Source organism: Paenibacillus xylanivorans (genome assembly GCF_001280595.1).
Classification (GTDB): domain Bacteria; phylum Bacillota; class Bacilli; order Paenibacillales; family Paenibacillaceae; genus Paenibacillus; species Paenibacillus xylanivorans.
On the sequence record NZ_LITU01000015.1, the window covers coordinates 41,902 to 57,660 of the forward strand.

Below are 15,759 nucleotides of genomic sequence, written 5' to 3' on the forward strand. Positions count from 1 at the left end.
TGCCGAGACCTTGACGCTGTCCAAGCGTATAGTACATGAGACCGTCATGACGGCCCTTCACTTCTCCGGTTGCAATATCAACCATGTCTCCGCCTTTGGCAGGAAGATAGTTGCTCAGGAACTCTTTGAAGTTGCGCTCGCCGATGAAGCAGACACCTGTGCTATCTTTTTTCTTCGCGGTGTACAGGCCAGCCGCTTCTGCAATCTTGCGTACTTCCGGTTTCGGAAGATGACCAATCGGGAACATGGCTTTGGACAGCTGGTTCTGATTCAGTGCATTGAGGAAGTACGTTTGGTCTTTGTTACTGTCCACACCGCGCAGCAGTTTGAACGCTCCATCTTCTTCAATGAGGCGAGCATAGTGGCCTGTAGCCACATAATCAGCGCCGAGATCCATTGCTTTGTTGAGGAATTCGCCGAATTTGATCTCACGATTACACATGACATCAGGATTCGGAGTCCGACCCGACTTATATTCATCAAGGAAATAGGAAAATACTTTATCAAAGTACTCTTTCTCGAAGTTGACAGTGTAGTAAGGAATGCCGATCTGTTCACAAACCCGACGTACGTCCTCTGAATCTTCTTCAGCGGTACAGTGGCCGAACTCGTCCGTGTCATCCCAGTTTTTCATGAAAATGCCGATGACATCGTAACCCTGCTCCTTCAGCAGCAGTGCCGTGACGGAAGAATCGACACCTCCGGACATGCCAACGACGACCCGTGTATTTTCAATTGTTTTGGACATCGTTATCACCATTTCTCTATATAGATGTGTTTCGTTTCTATTCTAGCATAACCGGACTCAAGTTACGATACACCCGGCCAACTTTGGATAGTGTCCACCACAGGCGTACATTTTGGAATTTCGTCAATCTTTCTTTTCCATAAAGGATGCAGATATGTTAACATTAGCTGAGGGTTATGATCGGAATACGGAGGATTAGAGGGACTAGGCCTGTATTTTTTATATCCCGCTGTGGCGGATCCTGGAAAGACGGTCTTGGACCACATCCTGTTATTTATTGTTTCACAACTTGTTTTTTCGAAAATTGAAAGAGGTGACTCCTTTGAAAATATCGACAAAGGGCCGTTATGGGCTCACAATCATGATGGAGCTGGCAGCCAGAACTGGCGAAGGCCCTACATCTTTGAAAAGTATTGCCGAGCGCAACCAGCTCTCGGAGCATTATCTGGAGCAATTGATTGCTCCCCTACGTAATGCAGGACTGGTCAAAAGTATACGTGGAGCCTACGGCGGTTACATTCTGGCAGGCGATCCTGCTACCTTAACTGCAGGAGATGTTATTCGTGTACTGGAAGGTCCAATCTCTCCAGTGGATTTCACGGAGGAAGATGATCCGGCGAAGCGCGACTTATGGCTGCGCATCCGTGATAGCATTGCAGAAGTATTGGATTCAACAACGCTGAAAGATTTGATTACATTCCAGAATCAGGAACAAAAAGATAGCTACATGTTCTATATCTAACATTGTTGATGATGAGCATCAAGACGACACACTAAAGCCCCCATATTGGGGGCTTTAGCCATGCCACAAGCTACTTTGTGGCTCTTCTAGCATTTTTAGTCCAATATATAACGGGGTGAAATCAATGAAAAGAATATATTTGGATCACGCCGCATCGACACCTATGCACCCACTAGTCGCGGAAGCGATGATGAAAGTGATGACAGAGCAATATGGCAATGCATCGAGTATCCATGCCTTTGGGCGGGATGCCAAACGAACCGTCAGTGGAGCAAGGGATGTCATTGCGGCGTCTTTGGGTTGTTTCCCGGATGAACTTGTATTTACTGGGGGCGGCACGGAAAGTGACAATCTGGCCATATTTGGCGCAGTTTCAGCGAGGGAAGAACGGGGACGGCATATCATTACAACGGCTATTGAACATCATGCTGTACTGCATACTTGTCAGGAGCTGGAGCGACAAGGCTATGACGTGACCTATTTGCCTGTAGATGAATACGGAAGAATACGTGTGGAAGAGCTGAAAGATGCCATTCGACCGGATACAGTACTGATCACCATGATGTATGCCAATAATGAAGTAGGCACGATTCAGCCGATCCGTGAAATTGGTGAACTGGCTCGTCAACATGATATTTTGTTCCATACCGATGCAGTACAGGCTCTTGGAACTCAGGAAATTTCCTGCAAAGAACTGCCTGTGGATCTGATCAGCTTTTCTGCTCATAAAATCAATGGCCCTCAGGGCGTGGGTGCACTATACGTACGCCGTGGAATTGTGTTGGAAGCGAGAGCTCATGGTGGCCTTCAGGAACGACAGCGACGGGCAGGCACCGAAAATATAGCGGGTATCGCTGGCTTTGCGGAGGCGTTGAAAATATTAGGAGAACAAGCAAAGGCTCGTCGTGAACATGATCTGGCATTGCGGTCATTGCTGCTGGAACAACTTGAGCTGCATGTAGGGGCAGAGCATTTCCATGTCAACGGACATCCGGAATACACGCTGCCCAATATCCTGAACATCAGCTTTCCGGAAGTGTCCACGGAGACGATGCTCATGAATCTGGATATGGAAGGCATCGCTGTTGCGAGCGGTTCAGCATGTACTTCCGGTTCCCTCGAAGTATCCCATGTGCTGAAAGCGATGAACTTGCCGGAGACATTTTTGCATTCCGCGATTCGTTTTAGCTGGGGAGTGGGTAATACTACGGAAGAAATCATGATAACCGCCGAAAAAATTGGAACCATTCTTGGGCGACTGCGTAATAGAGCCTAAGGGGCTCTTTGCACATGGAACAGAAGGAGGGAAGAATTCCATTTCATCGGTTGGATAGAAGCGGTTTTGATGATCGGTGTCTGATTGCCACTCATCAACTTTGGGCATACCTAGCAATAGCGCCGCGACTATTTAATGATAAGAAGATGAGGGGGACCCTGCGATGAAGCTTCAGGAAATGATCGGACTTGCCGTTTTTGACGTTGAGGATGGGAAGCAGGTCGGTAAAATCCAGGATTTCATTGTGAATGACGATTGGAAAATTGAAGGCATTGAACTTGAAAACAAAGGCCTGTTTACCAGTCATGTCAAAATCGTGCAGTGGCAAGATATCATTGCCTACGGCGAAGATGCCGTCATGATCCGTAATCAACAGGCTGTCCGCAAAACGGGAGCCGACGACATAAAACACACGTACCTCCTCGGCCAGTCTAAATTGAAGGAGATGTCCGTGCTCACCGAAGAAGGTTTGCTGCTTGGACGTGTCTCTGATGTTTATTTTGACCAGGAGTTGGGAAATACAATAATAGGGATTGAAATTACGGACGGTTTTGTGTCCGATTTGATTGAGGGCCGCAAATGGCTGCCATGTACAAGCGATATGTCTATTGGGGAAAGTGCCATAATGGTGCCGCCGCTGAGTGAACAGCGCTTGGAAAATGCCATTCATTCTGTTAATGGATAGGTGAATGAATATGAAATGTCCAAACTGTAGTTCCAAAGATATTGGGAAAATCGGTTCCCACCAGTTTTATTGCTGGGGATGCTTTATCGAATTAACAGTGAACGGTGAGAAAATGTCTGTATACCAAGTGGAAGAAGACGGCACGCTCAGTTCCCTCGATGATCTGTTCTTCGGGGAAGAGCTGCCGCAAGACTTCCCTCATCTTCATGCTTCTTCTTAATAAGAAGTATAACTTCTTCTATATGCGGTTTCATGACAAAGATTGTCATTGAATGCTGTCATGAAATGATGACAGATGTATATAGCTGCGGTTACATAGTGGTTCAAGGGAACTTGTATTATGAATATATGCTCCCCCCGATCACAAGATGCGTCTCCTTCATCATGAAGGCGGCGCTTTTTTGTGTTCAGAATACGACGTCAACCGGATTGTCCATCCATGGGCGAGAATTGTTAGTCTCCACTTTTGTCCGGTGTTAATAAATATTCCCTTCCTTACATATACTGACTCTCAGAGCCAGTCCAAAAGGGAGAGATGCAAGTGGAGCAATTAACCAAAAACAAGCTGTTCCGTTATGCCATCTGGCTGCTACTCGGATTGATTATCCTGTATTTTATCTGGCTGCTGCGGCCATTGCTGCTTCATATATATGGATTTCTGAAAACAGTGCTGGCACCTTTTATCGTGGCCCTTATCATATCTTATGTACTCAATCCGATTGTAAGCATGCTGGGAGGACGTAAAGTTCCTCGAACCATTGCCGTGCTGTTAATCTATGCTTTTTTCCTTACCTGTATCGGGGTCATCCTGATGAATGTCATCCCGGTATTGATTGAACAATTGGAGGAACTGAACGAGCATATGCCGGAGCTGTCGATGCATGCCCAGAGTTTGATGAACAATATGGATCACAAATTAATGCCGCCGAGTGTACGCACAGGCATGAACAGCTGGTTTTTCCAGATGGAGGATCGGCTTACCCAAGGGATAACGAAGCTGATGGATAATATCGGGACAACCATTAATGTATTGTTCAACGTGTTTATTGTGCCATTTCTCATTTTCTATATGTTAAAAGATTTTGAGGTATTTGAGCGTACGATTGTGGCGTACCTGCCTCGCTCACGGCGCAAAGCCATTGTTTCGGTTATGAAAGAGATTGACACGGCCTTGGGAAACTATATTCGCGGACAATTTATTGTTTGTGTGATTGTGGGCATCTTTGCTTACATCGGTTACATCGTCATTGATATGCCTTATGCACTGCTGCTCGCCAGCATTGTCGCTGTATTCAACATTGTGCCCTATTTGGGCCCATTTCTTGGAGCTGCTCCTGCAGTGGTTATGGCGTCGACGGTATCGTTCAAAATGGTGCTATTTGTTGTCATTGTGAACACACTGTGCCAAGTGCTGGAGAGCAACGTCATTTCCCCTCAGGTGGTGGGGAGGACACTGCATTTGCATCCGTTGTCGATTATCTTCGCGCTCCTTGTGGGAGGCGAACTGGCGGGTATTGTGGGTCTCATTCTGGCGGTACCGGTCTTTGCTGTCCTGAAGGTCATTGTGCAGCACTTTTTTGCATATTACATCAAACGAAGAACCGACTGACCGAAGCAAAGATGTGTTCCTCAGGGGTGCGTTGACACCCTATAGGCATATCGATATAATGGAGGGGTATGTTTAGAACATGAAATCGATGATGAAATGAAGTACGCCGAGGGTTCCTTTCCTCAGAGAATAGACTTCTTCGGATCAGATGTAATCTGAGCCCGATGGCTGGAAGAGTCTTGAAAGTTGAAGCGGCAGAAAGCTAATTTCGGAGTGCAGGGCAACCCTGCCGGGAGCGACCGTTATTTCGCATCAACGAGGAGATTGTCTGTTTCATCTGCGGATGAACAGCAATAACCAGGGTGGTACCGCGATTACAATCGTCCCTGACTATTCAGGGGCGTTTTTTGTGTTTATTTTTAGTTGTTAACAACCCGGAGCGAATATGCACCGGACTATTATAATTAATTGGGGGCAGCCAGTATGAAAGCCAGTGAAATCCGGTCCAAATGGATAGAGTTTTTTGCAAGTAAAGGACACAAAATCGAGTCAAGCGCATCGCTCGTACCTTATAATGATCCATCCCTTCTGTGGATCAATGCAGGTATGGCACCGTTGAAACCGTATTTTGACGGTCGGGAGAAACCGGAGAATCCACGTCTCGCAAACTCCCAAAAATGTATTCGTACGAACGATATTGAAAATGTCGGCAAAACTCGCCGTCACCATACGTTCTTCGAAATGCTCGGTAACTTCTCCATCGGAGACTATTTCAAGGAAGAGACGATCACTTGGGCATGGGAATTTCTCACAAGCAAAGAATGGATCGGTTTCGATCCGGAACGTCTCTCGGTAACGGTATACCCTGAAGACGAAGAGGCTTTCAAACTGTGGAACGAAAAAGTGGGACTGCCTGCTGAACGAATCATCAAGCTGGATGAGAACTTCTGGGATATCGGCGAAGGCCCGTGTGGACCTTGTACCGAAATTTTCTATGACCGCGGCGAAGCTTATGGCAGTGACATGAATGACCCTGAGATGTATCCAGGCGGGGAAAATGAACGTTATCTGGAAGTATGGAATCTGGTATTCTCACAGTTCAATCACAACAAGGACGGTAGTTATACACCGCTTCCGAACAAAAATATTGATACAGGTGCAGGTTTGGAGCGCTTTGCATCCATTCTGCAAAATGTGGATTCCAACTTTGACACAGATCTGTTCCAACCGATGATTCAAAGAACAGCGGCTCTTGCAGGTGTGAAATATAATGACAGCGTAGAGATTGACGTTGCACTGAAAGTCATTGCCGACCATATTCGTACAGTTGCCTTTGCTGTAGGTGATGGCGTTCTGCCAAGCAATGAAGGTCGCGGATATGTTATTCGTCGTTTGCTCCGTCGTGCCGTACGTTACGGAAAAGTACTGGGATTGGATCGTCCATTCCTGTATGAACTCACAACGACTGTCGGTGAAGTGATGGGGATGTACTACCCGGAAGTGGTAGACAAGCAGGAGTTTATCGCTAAAGTGATCAAAACCGAGGAAGAGCGTTTCCACGAAACACTCACAGATGGTCTGGCTATTTTGGCGGATATCAGCGGCACAGCCAAGTCCGAAGGACGTACGGTTATTAGCGGGCCTGAAGCGTTCAAACTGTATGATACGTATGGTTTCCCTTTTGACCTGACTGAAGATTATGCAGCAGAGCATGGCTTGACGGTAGACCGTGAAGGTTTCGATGCTTCCATGCAGAAACAGCGTGAGCTCGGACGTGCAGGACGTCAGGAAAATGAGAGCATGAAGGTTCAAGGTGGACCGCTTGCCGATCTGGAGGTTAAAAGCGAGTTTGTTGGTTATAATGACCTGTTGACGGAAGCAAAAGTGGTAGCCATCGTTGCTGGTGACACGCTGGTAGACTCCGTAAGCGAAGGACAGACATGCCAGGTCATCCTTGACAAGACTCCGTTCTATGCGGAAAGTGGCGGACAAGTAAGTGATCAGGGCTTGCTGCGCGGAGCCAGTGTAACGGCGAAAGTGCAAGGCCTGTTCAAAGCTCCGCTGGGACAACACGTACATCTGGTGACGGTAGAGTCCGGTGAACTGCGCGTGGGTGAAGTGATTAAAGCTGAAGTGGATGCGTCCAAACGTGGCGATATTATCAAAAACCATACCGCAACCCATTTGCTGCACAAAGCACTTAAAGATGTGCTCGGAACGCACGTCAATCAGGCAGGATCACTCGTAGAGCCTCAGCGTCTGCGCTTTGACTTCTCGCACTTCGGCAGCATTACGCCGGAAGAATTAACGGAGATCGAGCGTCAAGTGAACGAACAGATCTGGAATCGTCTGAATGTGAACATTGAACTGAAAGCTATTGATGAAGCCAAAGAAATGGGTGCAATGGCACTGTTCGGTGAAAAATACGGCGATATCGTGCGTGTGGTACAAGTCGGAGATTATAGTTTGGAACTTTGTGGAGGCTGTCACGTAAACAATACATCAGAGATCGGTATCTTCAAGCTGGTAAGCGAGAGCGGAATCGGCTCCGGCGTACGTCGGATCGAAGCTGTTACTGGCCGTGGTGCGTATCTGTATGTAGAAAGTCAGCTTGAATTGCTCAAACAATCGGCATCCCTGCTCAAAGCGAATGTGGCTGACGTGCCTAAACGCATTGAAGGTTTGAATCAGCAATTGAAAGAAGCTGCCAGAGAGACTGAATCACTGCAAAGCAAGCTGAGTGCCATGGAAGCAGGCGCATTGACAGATCAAGTAGTACAAGCAGGAAATACACAATTGCTTGCAGCTCGTGTAGATGCTCCGAATATGGATGCACTGCGGACAGTGGCTGATGAATTGAAAGTAAAACTGCCTGATGCAGTACTCGTGCTGGGTGCTCCAGCTGATGGCAAAGTGAATTTCGTTGTAGCTGTCCCTGCTGAACAGGTAAAACAAGGGCTGCATGCAGGTAAAATCGTCAAGGAAGTTGCGGCAGTATGCGGCGGCGGCGGCGGCGGACGTCCTGATATGGCACAAGCCGGAGGCAAGGATGCAACCAAGCTGGATGAAGCATTGAAACTGGCGGTTTCATTGGTTAGCGGGCATATTGCATAAATCCATTGAGCGGCTTTCAATCTTCAAAATATAAATCGAAATGGTTCTGTTCGTTTATATTTTGTACCCGAGAGCGAGTGGAATCGAATGATGCAATATGCTGAAGCCAGTAAAGGACAAGCAAAAAACACAATTGGCTTATCCTTTGTTTACTTGTGGCAGTCAGAATATGTTATTATATAAGCAGAAATCAATTCGGCAGGACATGGTCCCCATGTTCATGCAGGAGCGAGGTGTCATCAATGGACTCCATGGATAAGACGGTTAAATTTAATGTGAAAGCCGACGAGCAGGAAGCATCCTCCAAAGAGATTCTTCTCACGGTATATGATGCACTGGTGGATAAGGAGTATAATCCTATTAACCAGATTGTCGGGTATCTGATTTCTGGAGACCCCGCATACATCCCTCGTCACAACAATGCACGCAGTCTGGTCCGTAAAAAAGAACGTGATGAGCTGATTGAAGAGCTAGTTCGGTCTTATCTGGCCAATCACCGGTAATGTACATCGCTTCCGCTGTGATGCAGCTATGCAGGCAGCGGGAAATGAACCGACAGAAGACAGCCTGAAGCTTGAGAAGGCGAGTGTTTTTCGACCTGAGCAGGCTTGAGGATGGGAGAGCATGGATGAAAATATTAGGTTTGGACTATGGGGACCGAAGAATCGGAGTTGCCGCTAGTGACGCCTTCGGTTGGACTGCCCAGGGATTGGAAGTACTTGAACGCCGCCGAGATGAAGGTGAGTTCGCTCGGATTGCGGAGCTTGTGCGTGAGCATGAGATCGGCGAGATTGTAGTCGGACTTCCCAAAAACATGAACGGCACCGTAGGGCCGCGTGGTGAAATATGCATTGCTTTTGCCGAACGCCTGCGGGGCGAACTGAATTTACCTGTTCACCTTTGGGATGAACGGCTGACAACCATAGCAGCAGAACGAACGTTGCTTGAAGCGGATGTCAGTCGCAAAAAACGCAAGCAGGTTGTGGACAAAATGGCCGCAAGCTTGATTTTGCAAAATTATTTGGATGCCAATAGTAAAAGGTGAGGGGGATCAACAATGGCTGAAGATCAACTGGGTATGGAAGAAGAATCGGAGATTATTTACATTGCGGATGACGAGGGTAATGAAGAGGAATTCGAAGTCATCATGAAATTCGAAGTGGACGGTTCGGAGGCCAAGTACATGATGGTTGCTCCGGTTGAACCCGAAGATGGAGAGACGGATGTCTATGCATTCCGTTATGAAGAAGAGGGCGACGATATTAAACTTTTCGTCATCCAAGATGATGCCGAATGGGATATCGTCGAGGAGACGTTTAATACATTTCTTGCAGAAGATGAAGAGGAAGCGAACTAAATGACAGAATACAGCCGCGAAGACTTGAAATGGACAGATTCGCTGCGTCTGGCTTTTGGTGCTCACGTTGAGCTGGAAGAAGAGAACGGTAAATCACATCCGTATGACTTGCTTGCTGAGTTTGAAGTGAAGGGCCAGCAGTATGCGGTGCTCCGCAGTTCATTACGTCCTTATGACGAAGTTGAACTTCTGCGGGTTTTACCGGGAAGTGAAGGCCAGATCATGCCGGAATTAGTTACGATTGATGATGATGATGAGTGGGAGAACATCTCTGAACTGTATGATGAATGTACACTCCCCATTGACGAAGATTGATTAATCAGCTTCAAATTGAAGAAACCGGAAGGGCGGAGAAGTCCGCTCTTTTTGGTTGTGTAAAGGAGTTGTGTCTTTTTTGAAAGGAAAAGCGATTTTAGTCTTTTTGCTTATCATCGTGGTTGTTGCTGGAGGAGCAGGCGTATATGTCTGGAACATGATGCGTCCGCTACAAGCCTCCACAGAACCGATCGTTTTCGAGATCAAGAGCGGTTCAGGAACTTCCAAAATTGCGGATCAGTTGGAACAAGAAGGTCTGATTCGAAGTGGTTTAGCCTTTAAGGGATACCTGAAGTTGAAGAAACAAGGATCGAATTTTATGGCAGGTACATATTCCTTAAATCCAGGCGTGTCATACGATGAGATTATTAATAAGCTGAATAACGGTGAAGTTGTGCCTGAATCCATGATGAAGTTTACTATTCCTGAGGGATATACGGTATTGCAAATGGCGGACAAACTGTCTGCTGAGGGAATTGTGGATCGTGAGGAATTTATCAAGCTTGCGAATGATCCATCTGCTTTTGATATCGACATTATCAAGGACATTCCAGTGGATGAAGAACTGAGATTTGTCCTGGAGGGATATCTGTTCCCTGAGACGTATGAGCTGAAAGAGGGAAGTTCTACTCAAGAGGTCATGCAGCGAATGCTTGAGGAATTCCAGACCAAGGTCGATTCTATTCCTGATTTGGATTCCAAACTCAAGGAGAGAAATCTGTCTTTGCATGAAGTGTTAACGATCGCATCGCTTGTGGAGAGAGAAGTCGTGGTGGATCAGGAACGAGCGCTTGTGGCAGGCGTGATCTATAATCGGATTAAGCAGGATATGAAACTGGAGATTGACGCTACAGTACAGTATTTACTGGATAAGCCGAAGGCCAGATTGCTTTACAAGGATCTGAAGGTACAGAGTCCCTATAATACGTATTTGAACAAAGGCCTGCCACCAGGACCGATTGCAAGTCCAAGTCTTGCATCCATTGAGGCAGCGTTGGAACCGGAAGCTTCGGATTACTTGTTCTATGTAACCAAGAAGGATGGTACTTTTGGACATCTGTTTGCCAAAACGTATAAGGAACATCAGCAAAATATAGCCAAAAGTAAGGCTGCGCAATAAGCGGAGGGGATGTATATGAGTACGAAACATGAACTGCTCGTTACGGCGGCAAATGTGAAAGAGGCAGAAGTGCTGCTCCAAGCAGGGGCAGATGCCTTGTTAATTGGGGATGATCGCTTCGGCATGCGTCTTCCTGGCAGCTTCAGTGTGGAAGAAACAGCAGAGGTCGTTGCCGTTGCAGCGAAACATCAGGCTCGTGTATACGTGTCCATGAACAATCTGATGTCCAACGAGTTGCTAAAGGAATTGCCTGAATATGTTCAAGCACTGGGTAAAAACGGTGTTCATGGGGTAGAGTTCAACGACCCATCCGTGCTAGCCGCAATTAAGGAGTATGCTCCTCATATCCAACTGCACTGGAATGCTGAGATGACATCGACCAACTACGCAACGGCCAACTACTGGGGAACCAAAGGCGCGAGTCGTGTCGTGCTTGCTCGGGAGCTGAATATGGACGAACTGACGGAGATGGTTCCATTTCTGAAGGTGGAAGCCCAGGTTCAGGTGCATGGCATGACGAACATTTATCATTCCAAACGCAGTCTGGTGCAAAGTTATATGTCCCATCAGGGGCGTCCGGTAGAGGGGCATTTGGGTAAGGAACGTGGTTTATTTCTGATTGAGGCTGAACGTCGGGATGAGAAGTTTCCGATCTATGAAGATGTGAACGGAACTCACATCATGAGTTCGGAGGATATCTGTATTCTCGAGGATCTGCATCTGTTGTTGGAGGCAGGGGTACACAGCTTCAAAATCGAAGGCATGTTAAAACCGCTTGCGTATAACGAGGCTGTTGTACGTGCATATCGTGTAGCTCTGGATAGCTATGCGGCTGATGCCGATGCTTATGCATTTTGTGAAGATTGGCTGGATGAGGTTCGTCAATTGCAAGACCCTGAACGGGAGTTGTCGTTTGGATTTTTCTATAAAGAACAGGTGTATTAATAGACGAGGTGAACGAAATGGAAACAGTGGCGGTACAGCGGAAATTCTCGGGTAAACGTAACCGTCTGGACAAACCGGAGTTACTTGCTCCGGCAGGTAATCTGGAAAAACTTAAATTCGCAATTCATTATGGTGCAGATGCTGTTTATATTGGCGGTCAGGCTTACGGACTGCGTTCCAACGCGGATAACTTTAGCTTTGAAGAAATGCGTGAAGGTGTGGAATTTGCTAAAAAATATGGAGCCAAGGTGTTTGTGGCAACCAATATTTATGCGCATAACGAAGATATCGAAGGAATTCAAGCATATTTGCAAAACTTGTATGATGCAGGAATTGCAGCTATTATCGTAGCAGATCCAGCAATCATTGAAGTGGCTCAGCGTGCAGTACCGGGTCTGGAAGTGCATTTGAGTACTCAACAATCGACTCTGAACTGGCAAGCTGTGAAGTTCTGGAAGAATGAAGGTCTTCCACGCGTAGTTCTTGGACGTGAGACAAGCTTTGAGGAAATTGAAGAAATCAAGGCCAATGTGGATATTGAGATTGAAGCCTTTATTCACGGGGCTATGTGCTCGTCATATTCCGGACGGTGTGTGTTGTCCAACCATTTTACGGATCGGGATTCCAACCGGGGTGGCTGCTGCCAATCCTGCCGCTGGAAGTATGATCTCTTTGAAGACGCGCGGGAAGATACCGTTTGGGTCAGCGAAGAAGAAATGCAAATGCAGGCACCTGCACCCTTCAAATTGGGAGAGAACCAGTTGCCCTTGTTCCAGGAGCAGGACAATTCTTTTTCCATGGGTTCGAAGGATCTGTGCATGATTGGACATATTCCTGAACTGATTGATGTCGGTGTGGACAGTTTCAAAATCGAAGGACGCATGAAGTCGATTCACTATGTGGCTACCGTAGTTAACGTATATCGTCAGGCAATCGACTCCTACATGGCTGACCCGGAGAACTATGTGTTGAAACCTGAGTGGGTAGAGGAAATGAACAAGGCGGCAAATCGTCCACTAAATACCGGCTTTTTCTATGATACACCGGATCATGAGGATCACATCTATGAACCGGAAGAAAAAGCGGTACCTTACGACTTTGCCGGATTGGTTATCGACTATGATGCGACTACAGGAATGGCGACCATTCAACAGCGTAATCATTTCAAACCAGGACAGGAAATTGAGTTTTTCGGTCCGGGAGGCCATTTTTTCAAACAGGTAGTTGGGGAATTACAGGATGAAGAAGGCAATGTGCTCGATGCAGCTCGTCACCCGTTACAACGTGTAAAAATGAAGGTGGATCAACCTGTTTCCTACTTTGATATGATGAGAAAAAAGAAGTAGGTTCAAATACCTAGTTTTTAACAAAATAATATTATGTTTTAACAAAATAGTGTTATAAAATGTATAATTTAGACCTCCGTATATCGGCATATGGGGGTCTTTTTATTATAGAAAAATAGGAAAAAAGTTGTAAAAAATTTCAGGAAAACGAAAGGGGAAAGGGGAATGTTGTCGAATACTACATATTTATAGGGGAGAGAAAGAAAAATCTAACAAGTAAATTACTGGCAGGTGAATGGGATTGGTTCAAAAGAAGCAGAAGGACAGTGGGGAAGAATTGACAACACCCGAGAAGGTTAAGCCCGAGAAGGTGCAGAAAGTAAAGAAAGAGAAAGTAGTTAAAAGTAAGACCGGGGATACTCCAGACCAAAAGTCCTCTAAATTGGATCGGAGTAAGCTGAAGTTGGGATGGGATAAGACGAAAAACCAATTGAAAAAGCAGAACTGGAGAAATGTTGGGGGAACAACGCTAGAGCAGATGAAGAAGGCCAATCCGATTAAATCGGTAGGCGTTAAACTGTTTTTGATCTTTTTTGCGGGTATCATGATCTTTGTCGTTAGTTTGGGTCTATTATCTTATGCTAAAGCCAAAGATACGATTGAGAAGAATGCATCCCGATCAAATCAGGAAACGATTGAACAAACTAAACAAAAAATGGACATTATTCTGGAGCGGTTTGTAGATACATCCACACAAATTTTCTTCGATCCGGAAATGCAGTCCTTGCTTCAAAAGATGTCTGATAAAAACTTGTCAGCATATGATACGTTTGTAAATTCAAGCTCTATCAACAAACAATTATCGAATATTGCTTTTACGAATAAATCTATGGAAGCGATTTATCTTGTGCCTACGGATGAAACAAGATCCACCATGGGTACAGGTAGCAGCAGTTCTTCCATGGGTGATATTCGTAATGAGGCCTGGTATGACGAGTTGGTTCAAGCAGGCGGATATCGTTGGCTACCAACGCAAGCCGACGAGGATGGCAGCACACCAACGTTCCGGATTGCGCGTTCAATGAAGAATCTGCAAGGGACAACCCAGTCCTATGTGTTAATCATTGAGTTGAAACTGGAAGTTCTGGAGCAGCAGTTGAAATCTCTCGATTTGGGTGAAGGATCTGTACTTCAACTGATCGCTCCGGACAATAAAGTTGTAGCATCAACGATAGCTGATCGTACAGGAAAAGATACGGATTTGGCTTTTGTAAAAGATTTGAAAGAAAAATCCGGCAGTACCAGTGCAGAGTATACCGTGGATGGCAATTCTACGAATATGCTGGCTTCATACAGCACAATGGATTCGTCCGATTGGAAGCTGATCGGAATGGTTCCGACTTCTATCCTGGTGAAGGATGCCAAAGGCATTCTGACGCTCACATTATGGATGGCACTGGTGGATGCCGTTATTGCGATACTGATCGGTATTTGGATGGTTCGCATGATCGCCCGCCCGATGGGCAAATTGAAAGATCTGATGCAAGAAGGGGCAAAAGGCAACCTCAAGGTGCGTACACCGTATACCTCCCAAGATGAGATTGGCCAATTATCGGCTGCATTCAACCTCATGATGGAGCAAATTACGAAGCTGGTTGAGCAAACCAACCGTTCTGCACAGGAAGTATTGGATACCGCTTCTGAGCTGAGCAGTGCATCCAAGAAAACAGCAGTCTCCGCTTCCGAGATTGCAGTAGCTACTGAAGAAATTGCAGGTGGAGCAAGCAGTCTGGCAACAGAAGCGGAGCGTGGAAACGAATTGACCGACAATATCTCCCGTCAGATGGAGAGTGTAGTCGCCGCGAATGAACAAATGGGTGATTCAGCCCGTCATGTAGAGAAATCCAGTGAGACAGGTACACAGCATCTGAATCAGCTGATGACCAAAACGCAGAAGACAGAAGAAATGATCGGTGCATTGGTAAACAAGGTTGATTCCTTGAAGGAGAGTACGTCCTCCGTTCTGAAGGTGCTTGACGTCATGCAGAATATTACCAAACAAACGAACATTCTCTCTTTGAATGCAACGATTGAAGCCGCTCGTGCCGGTACAGCCGGACGCGGATTCATGGTAGTTGCGAATGAGGTTCGCCAATTGGCCGAACAATCCAGACAGTCCATTGATATGGTTGGAGATATTACCGACAAGATTATGACCGAAATGAATGAGACGGTTGATCAATTATCTGCAGCTTATCCGTTATTCAAGGAACAGATGGATGCTGTGAAAGATACCAACGTCATATTTGCTTCAGTACAGCAACAAATGGGTGCATTTGTTGAAAGCCTGAGCATGGTCACCGGTTCAATCGGAGATTTGAATAAATCTCAAGGAACATTGTCGGAAGCGATGAGCAATGTCAGCGCAGTAGCTGAAGAATCTTCTGCAACGTCCCAGGAAGTTGCTTCCTTGAGCAGTGAACAGCAAAATATCAGTAACCAACTGGTGAATTTGTCTGCAAAACTGGAGAATGTGTCGACAGAATTGAAAGATACATTGTCTCGCTTTACGGTCTAATTCGTACCTATTTGATTTAAGTCGAGAAGCCTGTCCCTTATTTG

The 15,759-nt window shown here is 46.2% G+C and carries 15 protein-coding genes; 14 read left to right on the forward strand and 1 reads right to left on the reverse strand.

Annotated elements, in window-relative coordinates:
- On the reverse strand, nucleotides 1-748 hold a 748-nt coding region (gene mnmA / locus AMS66_RS01405), incomplete at its 3' end, for a tRNA 2-thiouridine(34) synthase MnmA (RefSeq protein ID WP_236703071.1).
- A 322-nt stretch (nucleotides 749-1,070) separates the two neighbouring features.
- On the opposite strand from mnmA, the gene cymR reads away from it, so the two are divergent.
- From cymR to AMS66_RS01475, 14 genes are all read left to right on the forward strand, one after another.
- Nucleotides 1,071-1,490 carry a cysteine metabolism transcriptional regulator CymR gene (gene cymR, locus AMS66_RS01410; RefSeq protein WP_053779124.1) on the forward strand — a complete coding sequence of 140 codons (420 nt, stop codon included), beginning with the start codon at nucleotides 1,071-1,073 and terminating at the stop codon, nucleotides 1,488-1,490.
- A 124-nt stretch (nucleotides 1,491-1,614) separates the two neighbouring features.
- The gene (locus tag AMS66_RS01415; RefSeq protein ID WP_053779125.1) at nucleotides 1,615-2,766 is read left to right on the forward strand and encodes a cysteine desulfurase family protein; all 1,152 of its coding nucleotides are present in this window, start codon (nucleotides 1,615-1,617) and stop codon (nucleotides 2,764-2,766) included.
- 163 nt (nucleotides 2,767-2,929) lie between these two features.
- A complete protein-coding gene (locus AMS66_RS01420; RefSeq protein WP_053779126.1) occupies nucleotides 2,930-3,451 on the forward strand; it encodes a PRC-barrel domain-containing protein in 522 nt (173 codons plus the stop codon).
- A gap of 10 nt (nucleotides 3,452-3,461) precedes the next feature.
- Nucleotides 3,462-3,671: a hypothetical protein gene (locus AMS66_RS01425; protein WP_024633070.1), complete on the forward strand. Its 210-nt coding sequence runs from the start codon at nucleotides 3,462-3,464 to the stop codon at nucleotides 3,669-3,671.
- 321 nt (nucleotides 3,672-3,992) lie between these two features.
- Nucleotides 3,993-5,060, forward strand: coding sequence for an AI-2E family transporter (locus AMS66_RS01430; protein ID WP_053779127.1), 1,068 nt, complete (start codon nucleotides 3,993-3,995; stop codon nucleotides 5,058-5,060).
- 423 nt (nucleotides 5,061-5,483) lie between these two features.
- On the forward strand, nucleotides 5,484-8,114 hold the full coding sequence (gene alaS, locus AMS66_RS01435; RefSeq protein ID WP_053779128.1) for an alanine--tRNA ligase: 2,631 nt from the start codon (nucleotides 5,484-5,486) through the stop codon (nucleotides 8,112-8,114).
- A gap of 242 nt (nucleotides 8,115-8,356) precedes the next feature.
- The gene (locus tag AMS66_RS01440) at nucleotides 8,357-8,617 is read left to right on the forward strand and encodes an IreB family regulatory phosphoprotein (protein ID WP_024633073.1); all 261 of its coding nucleotides are present in this window, start codon (nucleotides 8,357-8,359) and stop codon (nucleotides 8,615-8,617) included.
- Between the two features lie 125 nt (nucleotides 8,618-8,742).
- Nucleotides 8,743-9,159: a Holliday junction resolvase RuvX gene (ruvX, locus tag AMS66_RS01445; RefSeq protein WP_053779129.1), complete on the forward strand. Its 417-nt coding sequence runs from the start codon at nucleotides 8,743-8,745 to the stop codon at nucleotides 9,157-9,159.
- A gap of 12 nt (nucleotides 9,160-9,171) precedes the next feature.
- Nucleotides 9,172-9,471: a DUF1292 domain-containing protein gene (locus AMS66_RS01450; RefSeq protein WP_024633075.1), complete on the forward strand. Its 300-nt coding sequence runs from the start codon at nucleotides 9,172-9,174 to the stop codon at nucleotides 9,469-9,471.
- The gene (locus AMS66_RS01455; protein ID WP_024633076.1) at nucleotides 9,472-9,786 is read left to right on the forward strand and encodes a DUF1292 domain-containing protein; all 315 of its coding nucleotides are present in this window, start codon (nucleotides 9,472-9,474) and stop codon (nucleotides 9,784-9,786) included.
- A gap of 79 nt (nucleotides 9,787-9,865) precedes the next feature.
- Nucleotides 9,866-10,906 carry an endolytic transglycosylase MltG gene (gene mltG / locus AMS66_RS01460; RefSeq protein WP_236703073.1) on the forward strand — a complete coding sequence of 347 codons (1,041 nt, stop codon included), beginning with the start codon at nucleotides 9,866-9,868 and terminating at the stop codon, nucleotides 10,904-10,906.
- Nucleotides 10,907-10,921: 15 nt separating this feature from the next.
- The gene (locus AMS66_RS01465) at nucleotides 10,922-11,851 is read left to right on the forward strand and encodes a peptidase U32 family protein (RefSeq protein ID WP_053779130.1); all 930 of its coding nucleotides are present in this window, start codon (nucleotides 10,922-10,924) and stop codon (nucleotides 11,849-11,851) included.
- Nucleotides 11,852-11,868: 17 nt separating this feature from the next.
- Complete coding sequence (locus AMS66_RS01470) at nucleotides 11,869-13,197, forward strand: peptidase U32 family protein (protein ID WP_053779131.1); 1,329 nt, start codon at nucleotides 11,869-11,871, stop codon at nucleotides 13,195-13,197.
- 235 nt (nucleotides 13,198-13,432) lie between these two features.
- Nucleotides 13,433-15,715 (forward strand): methyl-accepting chemotaxis protein, encoded by a 2,283-nt coding sequence (locus AMS66_RS01475; RefSeq protein WP_053779132.1) that lies wholly within the window; start codon nucleotides 13,433-13,435, stop codon nucleotides 15,713-15,715.
- The last annotated feature ends 44 nt before the right edge of the window (nucleotides 15,716-15,759 follow it).